The 18,595-nt window shown below is 42.7% G+C and carries 17 protein-coding genes; 5 read left to right on the top strand and 12 right to left on the bottom strand.

Features of this window, described 5'->3' with window-relative positions:
* Positions 1-22: 22 nt before the first annotated feature.
* The 3 genes from H9647_RS11685 to H9647_RS11675 all read right to left on the bottom strand — a co-directional run bounded on the left by H9647_RS11685 (position 23) and on the right by H9647_RS11675 (position 3,811).
* On the bottom strand, positions 23-1,945 hold the full coding sequence (locus H9647_RS11685; RefSeq protein WP_191800037.1) for a hypothetical protein: 1,923 nt from the start codon (positions 1,943-1,945) through the stop codon (positions 23-25).
* A gap of 127 nt (positions 1,946-2,072) precedes the next feature.
* A complete protein-coding gene (locus tag H9647_RS11680) occupies positions 2,073-2,516 on the bottom strand; it encodes an Rrf2 family transcriptional regulator (protein ID WP_191800035.1) in 444 nt (147 codons plus the stop codon).
* A 191-nt stretch (positions 2,517-2,707) separates the two neighbouring features.
* Entirely contained in the window at positions 2,708-3,811 is a 1,104-nt protein-coding gene (locus tag H9647_RS11675) for a hypothetical protein (RefSeq protein WP_191800033.1), read from the bottom strand.
* 189 nt (positions 3,812-4,000) lie between these two features.
* Between H9647_RS11675 and H9647_RS11670 the strand changes: the two genes are divergently transcribed.
* A complete protein-coding gene (locus tag H9647_RS11670; RefSeq protein WP_318245296.1) occupies positions 4,001-4,498 on the top strand; it encodes a CcdC family protein in 498 nt (165 codons plus the stop codon).
* A gap of 55 nt (positions 4,499-4,553) precedes the next feature.
* Here H9647_RS11670 and H9647_RS11665 read toward each other — a convergent pair whose 3' ends face one another.
* The 4 genes from H9647_RS11665 to H9647_RS11650 form a co-directional block, all read right to left on the bottom strand.
* Complete coding sequence (locus tag H9647_RS11665) at positions 4,554-5,012, bottom strand: thioredoxin family protein (protein ID WP_191800031.1); 459 nt, start codon at positions 5,010-5,012, stop codon at positions 4,554-4,556.
* Positions 5,013-5,274: 262 nt separating this feature from the next.
* Positions 5,275-6,021 carry a type I methionyl aminopeptidase gene (map, locus tag H9647_RS11660; protein WP_191800029.1) on the bottom strand — a complete coding sequence of 249 codons (747 nt, stop codon included), beginning with the start codon at positions 6,019-6,021 and terminating at the stop codon, positions 5,275-5,277.
* Positions 6,022-6,078: 57 nt separating this feature from the next.
* Positions 6,079-6,219: a hypothetical protein gene (locus tag H9647_RS11655; RefSeq protein ID WP_191800027.1), complete on the bottom strand. Its 141-nt coding sequence runs from the start codon at positions 6,217-6,219 to the stop codon at positions 6,079-6,081.
* Positions 6,219-6,875 (bottom strand): MerR family transcriptional regulator, encoded by a 657-nt coding sequence (locus H9647_RS11650; RefSeq protein WP_191800025.1) that lies wholly within the window; start codon positions 6,873-6,875, stop codon positions 6,219-6,221. Before H9647_RS11650 ends, H9647_RS11655 begins: the two co-directional genes overlap by 1 nt.
* A gap of 577 nt (positions 6,876-7,452) precedes the next feature.
* Here H9647_RS11650 and H9647_RS11645 point away from each other — a divergent pair.
* The 4 genes from H9647_RS11645 (at position 7,453) to H9647_RS11630 (ending at position 13,391) form a co-directional block, all read left to right on the top strand.
* Entirely contained in the window at positions 7,453-8,400 is a 948-nt protein-coding gene (locus H9647_RS11645; protein WP_191800336.1) for an L-lactate dehydrogenase, read from the top strand.
* Positions 8,401-8,704: 304 nt separating this feature from the next.
* Entirely contained in the window at positions 8,705-10,453 is a 1,749-nt protein-coding gene (locus H9647_RS11640) for an alpha-glycosidase (protein ID WP_191800022.1), read from the top strand.
* A 145-nt stretch (positions 10,454-10,598) separates the two neighbouring features.
* On the top strand, positions 10,599-10,886 hold the full coding sequence (locus H9647_RS11635; RefSeq protein ID WP_160035228.1) for an ArsR/SmtB family transcription factor: 288 nt from the start codon (positions 10,599-10,601) through the stop codon (positions 10,884-10,886).
* Positions 10,887-13,391 (top strand): CoA-disulfide reductase, encoded by a 2,505-nt coding sequence (locus tag H9647_RS11630; protein ID WP_191800020.1) that lies wholly within the window; start codon positions 10,887-10,889, stop codon positions 13,389-13,391. It abuts the gene before it with no gap.
* A 106-nt stretch (positions 13,392-13,497) separates the two neighbouring features.
* Here H9647_RS11630 and H9647_RS11625 read toward each other — a convergent pair whose 3' ends face one another.
* The 5 genes from H9647_RS11625 to H9647_RS11605 all read right to left on the bottom strand — a co-directional run bounded on the left by H9647_RS11625 (position 13,498) and on the right by H9647_RS11605 (position 18,504).
* Positions 13,498-14,544: a glycosyltransferase family 2 protein gene (locus tag H9647_RS11625; RefSeq protein WP_191800018.1), complete on the bottom strand. Its 1,047-nt coding sequence runs from the start codon at positions 14,542-14,544 to the stop codon at positions 13,498-13,500.
* A gap of 100 nt (positions 14,545-14,644) precedes the next feature.
* On the bottom strand, positions 14,645-16,018 hold the full coding sequence (locus H9647_RS11620; protein ID WP_191800015.1) for a sensor histidine kinase: 1,374 nt from the start codon (positions 16,016-16,018) through the stop codon (positions 14,645-14,647).
* Positions 16,015-16,689, bottom strand: a complete 675-nt coding sequence (locus H9647_RS11615) for a response regulator transcription factor (RefSeq protein ID WP_191800013.1) — start codon at positions 16,687-16,689, stop codon at positions 16,015-16,017. Before H9647_RS11615 ends, H9647_RS11620 begins: the two co-directional genes overlap by 4 nt.
* A gap of 135 nt (positions 16,690-16,824) precedes the next feature.
* Complete coding sequence (locus H9647_RS11610) at positions 16,825-17,256, bottom strand: GtrA family protein (protein WP_191800011.1); 432 nt, start codon at positions 17,254-17,256, stop codon at positions 16,825-16,827.
* Between the two features lie 216 nt (positions 17,257-17,472).
* Positions 17,473-18,504: a LacI family DNA-binding transcriptional regulator gene (locus H9647_RS11605; RefSeq protein ID WP_191800009.1), complete on the bottom strand. Its 1,032-nt coding sequence runs from the start codon at positions 18,502-18,504 to the stop codon at positions 17,473-17,475.
* Positions 18,505-18,595 lie beyond the last annotated feature (91 nt).

The following is an 18,595-nucleotide window of genomic DNA, read 5'->3' as shown; positions in this document are numbered from 1 at the left end:
ACTCCTCCTTTAGTGAATGCATTTATTCATTAATCATCACTTTTGCTTCCTGTACAATTTGATCTGGATAGCCCATAACGGAGAAGTGCAAAGGCTGACTATATTCTTGATCAGAGAACGTATATGAGAACTGATTCTGTGCCCGTTTTTTCTCAAGAACATCATGCTGGCTGCCTGAGTCATCCGTATACTGATTTTTAAGGAACAACCAGTTCTCTTGATCAGTAATTGTATAATGAAAAGTTATGGTCCCTTTGTCTGCATCTTTCTCTATCTCGTAAGTCCCATCAAAAGATGTAGGTTCATCTATTAATTCACCTTGATCCGTATTCACAATGAATTCTTGATTTTCAAGTGCCGTTAACGCACCGCTTATTTGAAACTCAGTAGTGTTAAGATAGCCCTCATATGCTAGTGTAGGAAAATAAATGGTCCTTCCATCTGCACTTGTTCTTACGGCAGGAAAATGCCGTTCCTCTTCTCCTACTTTCATTAGAAGCATTGGCTCTACTAATTGATCAATAACTTTGGGATTAGCTCGATCAGGCTCCCACTTCACTTCGGTTACATACTTGGTATATTTCACATCAGTTAGTGTAATCGTATATCCATTGATTTCTATGCGCTTATTCATTCCTTTTATCATTGAAGAATCATCAGCCTCTCCAGCAGGAATTTCGATTTGATAAACGGTATAGTTGGACTGTTTTTGGCCTAAGTATACGTCTAATTTTAATAAAGCAGGCTGCGGCTGCTTCAGTTCGGGTTTAAAGTCTGATGTATCTAATCTAGAGAATATAATCTGTCCTTGAACTTTGGACAGCGAGTCAGTTGTCAGTTCTCTATGATTTCGAATAATCCCTATTGATCCACTAAACTCATCCGAATGAATGGAATCCATAGTCCCATCTATAATTTTGGGTGTTTCGTCTCCCTCCTCATTTTCGAGGGAATACCAAATGACCGTTTCACTCCCCATAGTCATCATTCCATCAATGGTCAGACGAATTCCTTTCTGTCGTACCGTATACCCAAGATATTCAGGCTGATAGCCGAGATATTCAGACTGACCCATTGCTGAATTTAATCTCTTTAATAACGTCGCCTCCTGAATCGCAGCTTCCTTGAAATAACTTACATCTGCTTCGATTGTACTTACTTGTCCATCCGGAATAGAAGCAAGCCTATCTTTTGCGTTATCTTGTAATAGGAGCTTTGGAAAACCAGTAATGGACAACAGAAGTACCGCCGCTGCAACAATCCCCATCATGCCAAGAAACCAAGTTTTCCTGCTTTTTCTCCTTCTCATTTTGTTTCCTTTCTTTAGTCCAGCTGGGGAAAGTCCTTTTACTATGTAACACCTAATAAACTCTTTCTCGACACTAGCAATTGCTGCTCGTTCTTTCTCAAAGTGGCGATTTAGAAAAAGAGGATTGATCTCTCCAAAACGAGAAGACATTCTACGGTGAGATATAGAAATTACTTCATTCTGTTTCTTCTCTACTATCTGAATAGTTGAATCCGTATAAGTGGCAATTCTCTCATTCTCCCAGCCAAACAAATAGATTAATAGAAATATGGAACGAAGTTCATTTTTCAATGTAGATATGGACTCCTCCAGTGCCAGCGACCGATCGCTGACCATCTGATGCTCTATCCCATGATTACTTAGATTCTCATTTCTCTTGTATTGAACATTGTTTTGTACCAAAGCTGAGAAGATTCCGTACATTTGTGAGACGAAGATTGTATCCTTATCCTCTACTTCTTCTCGTATCAGAGATATAGTTCCATTCTGTTGCTCGTCTTCTTTTAGCTTAGACCAATAAACGGCCACACCTTCAGCAAGCAACTCTCCAGCCTGATCTAAATCTCTCGTTAAGCTATAGGCTAACGTAAACAGTAACTGCTCATTTCTATGTAAAAAGAGGATATACTCCTTCATAAATCTCGCACCATTCCTTCCATTTCCATTATCTCATGGTAATTATTGTATTATAAAATCTAATAAAGGAAAATTAAAATAAAAAAAGCCCGGCTTCTCAGCCAGACTTTACGTATTCTGTCTTCCTTTATTGAAGACGATTCATACGATGTTTTTCTTTATCTGTTAACCTCTTCTGTACTTCTTCAAGTGTGATACTATCGAGGTACAGTTCTACTACCCGTTCTCCATCCTCGTAAATAGTGCCCATGACTTCCTTGATATTCGAAGAGACTACACAATTCGAATCCTCGTCCCCGGAACGCCAGTGCGGAGCAAAGGAACCCAGTGCAAATAATCGATATAAATCTCCTAACCTAACATCACAGGGATTACTGCTAAGCATATATCCGCCGTGAGCTCCTTCTTTTGTTGTCACATATCTATGCTTACGGAGTACACTCAGAACTTTACGTACTCTGGCTGGATGAGTTGTTACACTAGCGGCAATATCTTCACTATTTGCAATACGTCCTTCTCGGACTCCCAGATACAACAGACCATGCACCGCAATGGTAAACTCACTGTTCATTATCCTGCCCTCCCATAATCTTACCGTGCTTATCTGTTTCTACCCTATTATGTTACGCAAACCGCCTAAAATCAAACCAGACTCTGCCCGTTGTTGGTAATACATGTAAAAATGTTACTATAATGGTGACAGTTTCATTTGTCAAGACAGGCCCCTTTGTTACGACAACGACCTGCTTCATTTCCTGTGTCTTACGATGATGCTTTGATCTCACTGAAGATCTGCTTCATAACCGGAACGTATATTTCCCAGTAGAATGCATTTTGATGCGTTCTTGGAATAAAGAATCTCATGACCACATCCCAGCCTATATACTGAGTAGGGTAAGGCGTGTCCACGCGGTTTGCATAATCTCCCGAAAAATAGTAAGAATAATGTGTCGTATGATTAAACCGAGTAATTGCAGGAAAATGATCTGGAATCCCTGCAGACTTTAATTTCTTCGCTCCTGCGTCGGACAAATCCATCGTATACTCTGCCAGTACCTCTGCCCTTTTGCGAGGTTCTACAATATCAAACCATCCATGATAGCTCGTCTTCCCTTTCATCTGGCTCCACTCGTACCCTTTTTCCGAGAACTCAACTCCAAACGAATGAGCATCTAGATCGCTGCTATCCAATACCACCATGTTCTCTTTTTCATCAATGAATAAGATTCCCTCTCCCTGATAGGCCCATTCTTTCCCTGTTGCAAGAGCGTACCCCTGTTTCATAGGGATCGATACATCCGCTAATTCTGAGTAATATCTCCCCTTCCAACCAGACCAATGTATACCAAGCATATTTTCAAGTTGTTGTCTGACTCCCTCATCTGTAGGCGCGCCAAGAATATTATATTCTCCGATAAAAGTAGTTCCTGTTGCCGTCGCATACTGTATTTTTTGGACATCCTCTATTTTCATTCCGCCATAGATTAACTTTTGTTTATATGTCTGATCTGCTTGTTGTTCCTGTTTGTATATTCCATATGTATCTGCTGCATAGATCAGATCTTTCCCTCGCAGCGTAGAAGGAAGGGACTGGATATTATTTGCAGCGCTTGGGTTAAATCCGTAATAGCTCTCATCATTAACATAGGTATAACCATTTCGGTCCCTTATTTTTTGCTGGTTTAAGATCCAAGTAAGACCTTTATGCTCGTTATAATTCATATCCGATACTGATTTATCAATAATAGCAATATCTATCGTCCGACTCGGGTTTGCTCTCCACTGAATCGTAGGATAGTTTACAAGGACTAAAACCAGCACTAATATCCCAAGAATTACGGTCGTTTTCCAGACACCAGATTTCAAGTGTTCACCATCCTCTATATCTTTATCTATCTTTATTTTGGCAAGCACAGTCTAAGTATAATTCGGGTGGTAAGAAATGAAAAGAAACGTGGTTCACATCCGAATCACAAACAACTCGGTAAGAGTGTTTTAGTGAAGATATGATATAATGAAGAAAATTTGATTTTAAGTAAAAGAGAGGTCCTATACGTGCCGATAAGCTCTTCATTTTTACAAATCGCAGCAACCATTGGTATGATCTTCATTGCGCTCAGTGCCATTTTTATTCGCATGAAAGCAGCAAACAGACCCATTACCAAACGGAAGATTATCATTCCTCCCCTCGGTATGAGCACTGGATTCTTGATGTTTGTCGTGCCACAGACACACTTTCCGTTTCTATGGGCCGTTGTTGCTTTTTTGGTTGGTTGGTTTTTATTTGCATACCCGCTCATTAAAAGCACCAAATTTGAGAAAAGAGATGGGCAGATCTATGTTTCTAGTTCCAAAAGCTTTATGTTCATCTTATTAGGTTTGCTTACGGTTCGCTTACTACTCCATGAATTTATACAAAATTATATAACCGTAGTTCAGACAGGAGCCTTATTTTTTGTTTTGGCTTTTGGGATGCTACTTCACTGGCGGCTGTATATGCTGCGGCATTACAATGAAACTTTTGAGGCCAAGGAGTCTTCAACGAGTTCTTAAGTCGATAAAAAAGCTCTGGAATCGAACACCGGATGTGTTCAATTTCTAGAGCTTTTTACTTTTTGCTATTTAAAAAAGCATCGATGGCTTCCTGATCCATCGTTCCTGGCGTTAACCTGTCCGCTTCTTCGCCATTCTCTATATAGAGAAGAGCAGGTACAGATTCAATCTTAAGCTGGTCTAACAACGTTCCTAATTTCTCTTCATCTTGCTCACGGCCTTCATCTGTATTGTAATAATACACCGTCTGACCCGTACTTTGTATAGCATCCTCTAGCAGGGGCATAAACTGACGACAAGCTGGACATGTGGGACGGCCCACATATAGAAACCCCGACTCGTCATGCTCCAAAAAGGTGGACACTTCTTCGTTCGTTACCGCAGTGAGTACCTTGGACTCTTCTTCCTTCTCACTTCCATTTACCACTGCTAGTAGTATCAATAAAATAACGACAATTCCTGCTCCCCATAACAGGGGACTACTGAATGTGCGTTTACTTTTGCGGCTACTCATTTTATGCAGACATCCTTTCTCACAATACTTACGTTCGTCGTCCCGCAAAGCGTCCGCTTCATCTTATGGTATGTTGCTATTATTGTCTGTGCGTAATGTAACTATCCGATCTTCTATAATAAAAGAAAACACAAAGAAACAGGGCTCTCTTTATGTGGAGGATAAAAGGAGTCCTGTTTCTTAAGTAATGATCTACTTACCTACCTAGAGTATATGGGAAAAGTACGTCTCTTCTCCTCACATCTCATTTACCGGTATCTGCTTATTGTTCAGTCAAAATAATAGGACCATCTGCGGTAATCGCAATGGTATGCTCATATTGAGCGGACAATTCGCCATCCTGTGTGCGGGCAGTCCAGCCATCACTGTCTAACTTGCTGCGATATGTTCCGATGTTCAGCATCGGTTCAATCGTGATCACCATGCCTTCTTTCAGACGCGGACCGCGTCCAGCAGGTCCATAGTGAGGTACTTGCGGTTCTTCATGCATATCTTGTCCGATCCCGTGCCCAATAAATTCACGTACTACAGAAAATCCTACTCCTTCCGCATATACCTGAATAGCATTCGAGATATCCCCGATCCGGTTGCCGATTACGGCTTTTTCAATTCCTTTATATAAGGAAGTTTTTGTTACATCCAGCAGCTTCTGTGCTGATTCTGATACATTACCTACAGCATAAGACCATGCGGAATCCGCAAGCCAGCCATCCAGATTAACAACCATATCAATGGTAACGATATCCCCGTCTTTCAGCGCGTATTTCCCAGGGAAACCGTGACAGATCACGTCATTAACCGAGGCACAAGTTGCATATGGATATCCGTTATACCCTTTTTGCTCTGGTGTTGCACCATGCTTTTTCATAAAGCTCTCTGCAAATGCATCAATTTCTTGAGTTTGAATGCCTGGGCGAATGAGCCCTGCAATCTCTCTATGACAAGCGGCAAGAATCTCGCCAGCCTTCTTCATATATTGAATCTCATCTTTACTTTTTAAAATAATCATTTGTGGCTCTCCTTGTCGCTTTTATCGAATCCTCCTTTCTATTGTAACTCTAAATATCTAAAAATAAAAACCCTCAGTTACGGGAGGTCCTGTAATTTGAACTGTATCTTTCAGACGATAAGGTGAGCGAAGAAACTGTCTATGATGAATCCGGCATAACGATTTTGTTGTCATCTTCATCACGCCCCTGCTCATCATCACGCCTCCCTCCTGCTTTTCGGGAGTAACCCAAACAACATTCGGAGGGAATGTCCCTTGGTCTTCGGCTTCTGTTTACGTCCTTGATAACTGCGTAAATTCGTAATTAGCTGGCGATCTCGATCCTCTTCCAGCTTCTCTCGCATCCATGTTTGTTGTTCTCCCACCAGCACTTGCAGTTCATCATTTTGTTTTCGAAGTTTTGCTTGCTCCTGTTCAAGCTCTACCATACGCTCTTGGAGCATCTGCCATTCTACATTCATTTGTTCTATTTGTGCAGAAGTCACCCCTGCTGTCTGAAGAACTTGTTTCTGCTCTACAAGCGAATGCGTCTGAACCGATGAAGCTGCATTGTGTGCCAATGCTGGGTTCACGATCTCTTTTGCAGCAGCTGCTTTCTCACTGCCGATCTCCATGACAATAACAGCCGCATCTTGCAAAGGTAGGTTCTGCTCACGAAGAAGCGTCATTAGAGTTTTCACCCGCTCGATATCACGGTTGCCAAATAATCTTGATTTGTTTGCCGCACGTTCAAAATGGTGCCCTTGCTCTTCCAGTGCCGCCGCATATTTACGAAGTGTGCTCGCTCCAATACCCAGTTCTTTTGCAGTCTCCGTCGTTGCTCCTGTTTCGTTACCATTCAAATGCATATTCATATTCATTACCTCCCGGATTTTACAATCGATTTGTTTGTAAAAACATTCGTCATGAACAATGCCTGCTTTGGTCAACATTATGGATAAGGGCGTCTTAAGAACTGTTGTTTGCGCGAGCAACAGTCTTATCTAATGGATTAGTTAAATCAATCTCATAACGCTGAGAACTTGATTTAAGGTAACAAGTAGTTATAAAGACGTTTCACTCACGGGTGACTCTCTATAAATCTTGTTATACTCTAAATTCGTTCTTTCCTTCTTATTTCCTTTGGCGTAATTCTTCTAAGAATGAGGTATCGTAAGAAGTTTTGTCAGGTATAAAATATGACTTTTCTCCTGTGTCTTTCGACAGGACCCTCTCCTTTCTTCATGTCCTTTAGCTCTGTTGTGTCATCAGCATGTAACATTACCTCCTAAATAATAGAAAGTATAGTTTGATTATTGATAAAAACACAAAAATTATGTTATCTTATGTAACGTTGAATAGATGCATGCATAGAATATAATGATAACGAAACAGAAAGAACTTCATGTTTATATTCATCATGACGGTTTATAACGGGAGGGCAGATGGGTGATGCGAAGCAGAACAGGAAAAGTGGCGATTGTTGGAGCAGGTCTTGTCGGTTCGAGTGCAGCATACTCAATGATTAATCAAGCCATCGCAGGTGAAATTATGCTCATCGGGCGAACCTATGAGAAAGCACTCGGTCAAGCGCTCGATTTGTCCCATAGCATGGATTTCACTTATCAGCGGACGAAGGTACATGCCGGAACTTATGCTGATTGCAAAGATATGGATGTCATTATTATTACGGCAGGTGCTAATCCAAAACCAGGGCAGACTCGGCTGGATATCTTAGAAGAAGCCGTACTGATTACGAAAGATATTGTGGCACCTATTATGGAGAGCGGATTTGAAGGTGTATTTGTAGTAGCTGCGAACCCCGTGGATATCATTACTTATCTAGTCTGGAAACTGTCTGGTCTACCGAGAAGCCAAGTCATTGGAACAGGGACTTCGATTGATTCTTCGAGACTTAAAACCATTCTATCGGAGATCTTCTCCATCGATCCGCGCAGTGTTCATGGATATGCACTTGGAGAACATGGCGAATCTCAATTTGTGGCCTGGTCTCATGTTACCATTGGCGGCAAACCCATTCTTCATATCCTCGATCAGCATAAGGAACGATTCAAACATCTTGATCTTGCAGATATTTCCCGCAAGACACGGGATGCAGGCTGGGAGATTTTCACCCGAAAAGGGTCGACCCAGTTCGGTATCGGCAGTGCAATTGCGTTCATTACACGTTCCATCCTGACGGATGATCACAAAATTATCGCTGTCTCTTCTATTCTAGATGGCGAATACGGACAAAAAGATATATGTATTGGCGTTCCTGCCATTATTGGAGGCAGAGGAATCGAAGAGGTTATCGAGCTTCAGCTAGCAGAAGAGGAAATGAAACTGTTCAAATACTCCTGCCAGGTCCTTCGCGCAAATATAAATAATTTATTATAACTCTCCTCATCCGGTACTTCGAATGAATATGAAGGCCGGATGAACTTCAACTATCTAGCATAACTCCTCACTCACGATTGCATAAATTCACCTAAATGGTATATTATTAAATCATATACTTGTAATACATAATGTGGAAGAAACATAAATTAAAGGCAATGTTATCTGATGATTATCAGGTACAACCTCGGAGAATTAGACTCTCTTTAGGTTGTACCTTTTTTAATGTGGGTAAAAATAAACAGTATGGATTTTTTTAAGATTCCCTTACTTATTTTGCACATCATTATTAGGAGGTTCTCTCATGTTATTAGAAGCTATCTATCATCACCCTAAACAGCACTGGGCCTATGCATATGACAAAGATACGGTCCATCTCCGGATTCGTACCAAACGAGACGATGTCCACCAAATAACGCTTCTTGCCGGTGACAAATATGACTGGGAGAAAACAAAAATGTATCTTCCTCTTAAAAAATGGACATCTGATTCCATGTTTGATTATTTTACATGCGAAGTAAAACCACCTTATCACCGGTTACGTTATGCTTTCCATCTGGAGAGTGATAGTGAATCGATATGGATGGATGAAAATGACTTTTTAGACGAAGAACCAGAAACCCCTAGCCGAATGTTCGAGTTCCCTTATATTAATCCGGTTGATGTCTTCACCCCGCCCGCTTGGGTTAAAGATGCTGTGTTCTATCAGATCTTTCCTGAGCGTTTTGCTAACGGAGATCCAAGCAACGATCCGGAAGGAGTCCTCCCTTGGGGCGGCAAGCCGGAACGGGATAATTTCTTTGGCGGTGATCTTCAAGGTGTAATTGATCATCTCGATTATTTATCTGAACTTGGTATAACAGCGATCTACTTTACCCCTGTGTTTGAAGCTACCACCAATCATAAATATGATACAGAAGACTATTTACGAGTGGATCGTCACTTTGGTGATGCAGATACACTTAAGAAGCTCGTCAACTTATGCCACGAACGCGGAATTCGCGTATTGCTTGATGCTGTATTTAATCACTCTGGGCGTACATTCAAGCCTTTTGTCGACTTACATGAGAACGGTGAGAATTCCAAATATAAAGATTGGTTTCATGTTCGTAAATTTCCGATTGATGTAGAAGACGGCATTCCCACATATGATACCTTTTCTTTTGAACCGCTGATGCCGAAACTGAACACCGAAAACCCGGAAGTGAAAGAATATTTGCTGAAGGTAGCCGAATATTGGATCAAAGAAGTCGGGACAGACGGCTGGCGTCTTGATGTAGCGAATGAAGTGGATCATCAGTTCTGGCGTGAGTTCCGCAGTACGGTCAAAAAAGCCAACCCCGACGCCTATATTCTCGGAGAAGTTTGGAATGAATCCTCACCTTGGCTGCAAGGAGATCAGTTTGATGCCTCCATGAACTATCCATTCACCAACGCGGTTAATGATTTCTTTGTAATCGACAAGATGGATGCTTACCAGTTTGCTAACTCGATCGGTCGCCAGCTATCTAGATATCAGCTCCAGGCTTCTGAAGTTGCCTTTAACTTGCTGGATAGTCATGATACCGCTCGTCTACTAACCCTTTGTAATGGAGATAAGCGCAAAATGAAACTTGCTGCACTCTTCCAGTTTACGTATCTTGGTGCTCCGTGCATTTATTATGGAGACGAAATCGGAATGGATGGAGAATATGATCCAGACTGCCGTAAATGTATGGAATGGGACGAAGAAAAGCAAGACCGGGAACTATTCTCTTTCTACCAAAAACTAATACGTCTTCGTCTAAACCATGCTGCGCTTCGGACGGGCGAGATTCAGTTCATTGAAGCCGAACCACAAGGGAAAAGAATCGTTTTTGAGCGGAAAAATGATAAGGAAAATATCCTTGTGCTAATGAGTAAATCGGAGGAACCGGAGCAATTTAATATATCGGTTAAATTCGATAAATATATTGACCTCTTCTCTGGTATGGAGCAACCGGTGAATAGTGGCGAAATCTCCATTGTTGTACCTGCCTATGGATATGCCGTTCTTCAGGCAGTGAAGGGATAAATAACATACAAAGCGGGATTGAAACCTCGGCCCAAGCTTCGCAGAAATGCGAGTGCTTGGGTTTTCTTTTGCCCAAAGTTTGACTTTAATATCACTATAACGTAATATTGCGATATAGTAATATATAAATTACTGAGGTGAAATGATGGATAACGATATTAAACAATATAACGAGATGTCCGAATGTCTGAAAGCACTCGCTCATCCTGTCAGACTCTGTATCATTAGAGGTTTACTCTCGAAAGGCCACTGTAATGTGACTTACATGCAGGAATGTCTTGGTTTGCCACAGTCTACGGTCTCCCAGCATCTGCAGAAACTACGCAGTATGGGCATCGTCGAGACCGAGCGACATGGACTTGAAGTTCGTTATACAGTGAAAGACCCCCGTGTAAAAGGGCTGATGGAATTATTTTTTCAGGAGGACAAATAAATGAGTAAAAAAGTCATCATTGTAGGAGGCGTAGCGGGCGGGGCATCTGCAGCTGCTCGTCTACGAAGGCTCGATGAAGAAGCACATATCATCATGTTTGAACGAGATGAATACATATCATTTGCTAACTGTGGATTACCGTACTATATCGGAAACACCATCATTGATCGTTCTAAGCTTATTGTGCAGACACCGGAAGCAATGACTCAGCGATTCAACCTTGATATTCGTACCAAGAGCGAAGTGATTGCTGTCCATGCCGAAAGAAAAACAGTGACCGTTCGCAGTGCTGAAAAAGGAACCTATGAGGAGAGTTATGATGCCCTCATCCTATCACCAGGCGCAGCACCGATCCGCCCTGCTCTGCCAGGTATTGACCACCCCCAAATCCATACGGTTCGGAACATTCCAGACACAGATCGGATTAAAAAACAGGTGATCTCTCCTGAGACAAAAACAGCCGTCGTTGTAGGCGGAGGGTATATTGGAGTAGAAATGGCCGAGAACCTTAAGGAAGCCGGACTTGAAGTAACGGTGGTCCAGTCAGCGGATCAGCTTCTCGGTACATTTGACCGCGAAATGTCGAATATCCTAGCTCAGGAAATGGAGCAACAAGGTGTAGAGTTGTTATTTCAGGATACGGTAGAGTCTTTTAATGACACAAACGGCAAAGTCACCCTTTCGCTCCGCAGCGGCCGAGTGCTCACTAGTGACCTTGTCATTCTCGCCGTAGGTGTGAAACCAGATACCAGTTTTCTAAAAGACAGCGGCATTGCCCTTGGAAATCGCGGTCATATACAGGTCAGTACAGCACTAGAAACCAATATACCAAATATCTATGCGGTCGGTGATGCCGTGGAGATTCATGAAGGCGGAGCAGTTACTGCGATTCCGCTTGCCGGACCAGCCAATAAACAAGGCCGAATTGCAGCAGACCGAGTTGCCGGACTTAAGACAACTTATAAAGGCGGCCACGGAACATCCATTATTAAGGTATTTCAACTGACGGGTGCACAAACCGGACTTACCGAGAAGAAGCTGAAAGAGCTTGGTACCGACTACCATACGGTCTATGTACACCCCAATGCACATGCAGCTTACTATCCTGGAGCAACACCAATGACAATCAAGCTGTTGTTTGATCCGCAGGGTGTGATTCTCGGAGCACAGGCGGTGGGAAGAGTGGGAGTGGACAAACGTATAGATGATATCGCGACCGTTCTCCATTTTGGCGGAACCGTTACCGACCTTACTGAACTTGATCTGGCCTATGCTCCCCCTTTCTCCTCTGCCAAGGACCCTGTAAATATGCTGGGTTACGTTGCGGAGAACGTAGTGGCAGGAAGAATGAATGTATTTACACCAGATGAACTGGGTGAAATGGATTCTAGTCAGTCTTTACTGGTCGATGTGAGATCTGCGATTGAGCATCAAAACGGACATATTCCTGGTTCCCTACATATTCCGGTGGATGAGCTGAGAGAACGTATGCATGAACTCGATCCTAATAAAGAAATCTGGGTGTACTGCCAAGTTGGTCTGCGCGGCTACACCGCTGCCCGCATTTTACAGCAGCATGGCTATCGTGTTCGCAATCTGACAGGAGGGTACAAAACATACAAGATGAGTGCATTCAAACCGGAGAAGAAAATGGATTCCTCCACTCCTGCACCTGCAGCTTCGAACTTCATAGATGCTGCTCACCCAAACGAGACAAAGCAAGCATCTGAAAATAACATTTCTGCCGACATCCATCTGGATGCCTGCGGCTTATCTTGTCCCGGACCTCTTATCGAAGCCAAACGAGCCATGGATGGTCTAAGCCCAGGACAAGTGCTGCAAATCACAGCAACAGATCCGGGCTTTTACGAAGATGTAAAATCCTTTGCACGCATGTCTAACCATGATACGCTTCAGGTGGAACGTATGCATGATGGACAGATTAAAGCAATCTTGAGAAAAAAAGAAACAACGAGCGAAGATCAGACTTACGCAACGCCGGCACCAGGCACAGTCCCTAGTCCTGCCAAAGCACCCGAAGGAACAACCATGGTCGTATTCAGCGGTGAATTAGATAAGGCCATTGCCTCCTTTATCATTGCGAATGGAGCTGCGGCAAGCGGCAAGAAAGTCACCATGTTCTTCACGTTTTGGGGACTGAATGTCCTTCGTAAATCGGAACCTATACAAGTAAAAAAAGATTTCCTTGGCAAAATGTTTGGTCTCATGATGCCGCGCGGCAGTCGTAAACTTCCTTTATCCCGCATGAATATGATAGGCGCCGGATCCAAGATGATTCGCGGCGTTATGAAAAAGAATAACATCTCGTCCGTTGAGGATTTAATGGAGACGGCTAAAGAACAAGGGATTGAGCTTGTGGCTTGCCAGATGTCTATGGATGTGATGGGAATACAGAAAGAAGAACTCATTGACGGTGTGAAAATTGGCGGAGTTGGATATTATCTCGGTCAAGCAGATCAATCGGGAATTAATTTATTTATTTAATCAGATCAATTTAATTATACAAACAAAGACCCTCTTAGATATCTGTTATACAGATCGTCTTATAGAGGGTCTTTTCTATATATATGCTTATACATGAATGATGGGTTTATCTCTGATACGAAGATATATCGGTAAAAGAAGGAAGATCATCAGAGAGTCCATAGTTTTCAACTTCTGGAGTGTGATCCTCTTCTTTTAGCTGGCTCCTTACCTGCTCATCAAACCCTATCTTCTCCCTCACAATATATAGAGGTCTGCCCCTTGATTCATCGTAAATTCTAACCATGTATTCTCCGATTACTCCGAGGATCATCATCATAATCCCATTAAGCAAGAGTACGACCAATAGGAGCCATGCCCACCCTGCTACCTTGTTATCCGTAAACAAATGTAAGCATAGGGTCACGAGCAAGCTGACAGAACTAATACAGGAGATGAAAATCCCTGCATAAGATGATATTTTGACAAGATTATCAGAGAAAGAGGTTACACTTTTCACTAATAATTGCATCTTTTTACGTAATGGATACTTGGTTTGTCCCGCATCCCGTTCTTCTTGATCATATTCAAGCCCAAACTGTCTGAAGCCTACCCAGCTGACGAGCACCCGAACGATGCGGTTCTTTTCCTGAAACATCTTCATGGCTTCGTTCACCTTCCGGTCAATCAGCCGGAAATCATTTGGAACAACGGGAATATTATTGTTCGTTAGCCCTTTCAGGATACGGTTGTACACAGCAGCTGACACTCGTTTCATTCCTGTTTCATTCCCGTGTTCTCTTCGTTTAGCACTTACGACATCATACCCTTGATTCCACAGCTTGATCATGTCATGGATTAGTTCCGGCGGATCTTTCAAGTCCGCATTCATAACAATAATAGCCTGCCCTGTTGCAGCATCCATTCCTGCTGTTATTGCCATTTGCTGACCAAAATGACGTGAGAATTCGATAACCCGAACGGAGGAGTCGATCAGAGCAGCCTGTGTCAAAATATCCATCGTGTGATCTGTGCTGCCATCATTCACAAAAATGAGTTCATACGGTCGTCCCGCCTGCTCCATAACCTTCGAGAGCCGACTGTAAGTAACCTGGATAATCTCTTCCTCGTTATATACGGGAACCACGATAGAGTACATGACCTGCCCTTCCATTTCCTCGCTCACTCCCCTACGATTCTTATAGCGTCACTATACTGAATCATTATGAACTGAGTATGAATGATACAGGCCTCCCCCTATATGAAATCCCCTGCTACAGTCTAAGATACACTCTAAAAGTCGTCCCCACTCCAAGCTCTGATTCCACCTGAATTCGGCCCTCATGAAGATCAATAATCTTCTTCGCAATCGATAATCCCAGTCCGCTGCCTTCATAACGATTGCGGGAAGCATCGGCTTTATAAAATCTCTCGAAGATCCGCTGTAAATCTTCTTTAGCCATCCCTTCTCCATGATCCTTAATAGCAATAACGGCATAGCCCCGTTCACGAGTCATTGAAATCTCGATGCTGTCTCCTTCAGAAGAAAACTTCAGTGCATTATGAATCAGATTGGTCCATACCTGGCTGAGCTGATCCCGATCTGCCTGAATTACGAGCTCCTGCAGATGGAGATGAAAAGTGATCGACTTGCTGGTCCATATCGGTTCCAAAGTTAAAATAACGTCTCTCAGCTGACGATCAAGCCTGTATGCTTCGATCTGGAAAGGATGTTTATCTGAATCGAGAGATGACAGCCTCAGTAGATTGCGAATGAGCCGGGATAAACGTTCGCTTTCCGTTTCAATAATGCTTGCGTACCGAATTCGCTCTTTATCACTAAGTTCACTAATCGTGAGTGCCTGGGAGAAGCCGTGAATCGAAGTGAGCGGTGTCTGCATTTCATGAGATACATTCGATACAAAATCCTTACGCATCTGTTCCAGTTGTCCGAGTTCACTGGCCATAAGCTGAATGCTTTCTGCCAGCTCCCCAATCTCATCTCTGCGTTTCATACGAAGGTTGATTCTAAAATCACCGCGGGCAATTTGCCTTGTGGCACTGGTCATCTTCTTCAGCGGGCTTACGAGAAAACGCGAAGCCATCAGGATAAGAAAACTGCCGACAAGCAAAGATGTCAAATTAATCATGGTGTTAGTACGCCTAAAATTCTCACGTTGCGGTTTTAAATTAGGCTGTAAAAACATCGCGTATACCCCATCTGTCGTTTGTAAAGGTACACCTATCGCAACCGGGCGCATCGGACCTCCGCTTTGGCTTTCCTCCTGGATAATCGCATTTGCTCCGCTCAGTACCGTATCCACTGCTTCCGTATAATTCCCCTGTTTGACCGGTGGATTCTGCTCCTTATTTTCACTATCTATCCTTTGTCCATCCGGACCGACAAGTGTAATATGAAGCTCCCGCATGAGGCTTGAAGTCTGTTCAACAAATACCGATAAGTCTTCCGGTTGCCACGTATCATACAATTGCTGTACTTTCGCTCCTTCTTCCATCAGTTCACCCGACATATCGCGATTTACATCCTTTTCAAACCAACGAAAGGCGACGAATGATGAAATCATTAGACTAACAACAGTGACTGCTATAAAAGTAAGAACAACCCGCACATACAGACTGCGGATCATACAAGTTCCTCGAGGCGATAACCAAGTCCTCGAATGGTCACAATCCGAAAACCGGTCTTATGATCAGGAAATCGCTCGCGCAGTCTTTTAATGTGTACGTCTACCGTTCGCTCGTCTCCTTCGTAATCAAGCCCCCAAATATCTTCAATGAGCTGCTCCCTGGTAAAGGTAATTCCTGAATAACTGGCCAGCTTATACAGCAGTTCAAATTCCTTAAGAGGCAGTGTCACAGAAGACTGTTCCGATATAACTTGGAACGAAGGACGATCTAGTGTAAGTCTCCCTACTTTTACCGTTTGGTCCATGGAGACCCGGTATCTTTTGAGCAGTGCTTTTACTCTAACTACCAGCTCTTGAGGGGCAAAGGGTTTCACCATATAGTCATCTGTACCGAGTTCAAAACCTTTTACTTTATCCTCGGTTTCTCCCTTAGCCGTAAGCATGAGAATCGGAATATCGCTCCACGCCCGCAAGTGACTGCAAAGTTCCCAGCCGTCCATACCCGGCATCATAATATCTATAATCACAAGATCAGGCTTCATGGAATCCAGCACAGTGAGCGCATCTTCTCCATTCTTTGCCTGGTAGACATCTAGACCTTCCCGTTTCAGAAATAATTCAATTAGTTCCCGGATATGAGCTTCATCGTCTACCACCAAAATTTTAGCCATTATCTTAAGGTCCTCCCTATGATCCATATAGTTTGAAACATCTAAAGTCATTTTAAAATCAATCCACTTATCATTATACTTTTTCTCACAAAAATAAAAAAAAGAAGCCCCTACGTAAGTTAAGGGCTACGTAAGTCAAGGGCTCCCGAAATGATGATCCTCTTGTGATGACGGCTCTTCATTATCTTCAAACACCCAAAGTGAACTTCCCAAATAACTCACCATCACACTGCAGACCGTCGCCAGCAGCTTGCTGTAAAAGAGTGATATACCGAAATAATAATAAACTACATGTAGTAAACCTATGGATATCATCAGCGTAATCATATGTATAGAAATGAAACGAACCAGCTTACCAAAACTCCGTTTTTTCATAGATACAAACGTTAAGTTTCGATTCCAAACATAGCTGTTAAGCATACCAGCTACATAGCCGATTATCTGAGCAGAGGCAACAGGTACCAAGCAGAGATGAAGCAAAAAGAAGATACCCAGATCAACCGCCAGATTCAGTATACCGACCAAAAATAATCGATAATATGAATTTTTATGTAAAGCCTGTCTCATCTGCATCCCCCGTGTAAACCTAAAGTTTACTTTGTGATCTAAACTTATGTATCTCAATAGAAGTTTCTAACTGTGAGTAACCCAAATATACCGAAAAATAATGAACTGAATATGAATTAGAAATCCCAGAAAAAACAGAAAAGAACCCCGCAATTTGCGTGATTCCCTGTTAAAATTTTATTTTTCCCACTTTTGAAAAGAATTCTCTTCGCCTTCTTATAATAAAGGAGATCTTTTCATCGATACACTGGATTCTCTCACGATCAGTCTTGGTTCAAACTCTACTTTCTCATAGGGAGCCTGATTATTCTCCTTAATTCGCTTAATGAGCAGTTCGGTAGCTAGACGAGCGCACTCATCGCCTAATATCGTAACGGAACTAATCTGAGGGGATGTAAGCGTCGTCCACAGATTATTATCAATACCCACAATAGCTACATCCTCGGGAACACGAACGCCCAATTCCTTGAAACGATTCACCATACCAATCGCAATCATATCGTTACAAGCATAGACCGCATCCGGCATTTCCTTAAGACTATAAAAATAACTCGCTGCCTCCATCCCCGTCTGAAGTGAAAAGTCATCCCCGAAATAAGTTAATGAAATATCAACCTGCGGCAACGCACGCTCATAGGCAAAATACCGTTCTTCGATCATATCTTTGGCCGCTCCGGCATAAGCAATCCTCGTCCGTCCCATTTTCAGCAGATGCTCCATGACCAGGTTTCCTTCTTGCTTGGACATACACACAATATCTGCCTTATATTCAGGGCCTAGCTTTTTCCCATAATTAATAATGGATATCGGTACAGGAGACTTACTAATCAGATCTCCAAGCGTTTTGGGGTAAGCAAGCGGAAGAATGATCATTCCGTCTACATGGAGTTTTTTCACCTCTCGAATTGCTTCAAGCTCCGCTCTCGCATTTCCTGAAGTATTGATTTGGACTACACGATATCCATAATGTTTGGCGGTCTGCTCTACAGACCAAGCAATCTCAGGCATAATCGCATTGCGAATATCGGATACCACAAGTGCAATCTGATGGGTGTGGCGTACTTTTAAACTTTGTGCCGAAGTGTTCGGGGTGAACCCTAGCTCTTCAATGGCTTCCAGTACTTTCGCCTTTGTCTTGGCACTGATGCCGCTTGTATTATTAATAGCTCGCGAGACGGTCGCTATTCCAACCCCCGCTTTTTTAGCTACATCTTCTATTGTAACTTTCTGATCTTTATTATTATTCACGCACTCGGCAACCTCTCTTTGAACTGGAATCGTTTCCTGTTTCCTAGATGAAGTAGGATTCTATTTTTATTATATCACAGCTGCCATCATA

This window comes from Paenibacillus gallinarum, assembly GCF_014836635.1.
GTDB lineage: Bacteria > Bacillota > Bacilli > Paenibacillales > Paenibacillaceae > Paenibacillus > Paenibacillus gallinarum.
The sequence above is the reverse complement of the archived record's forward strand: the minus strand, read 5'-3'. Positions and strand labels throughout refer to the sequence as shown.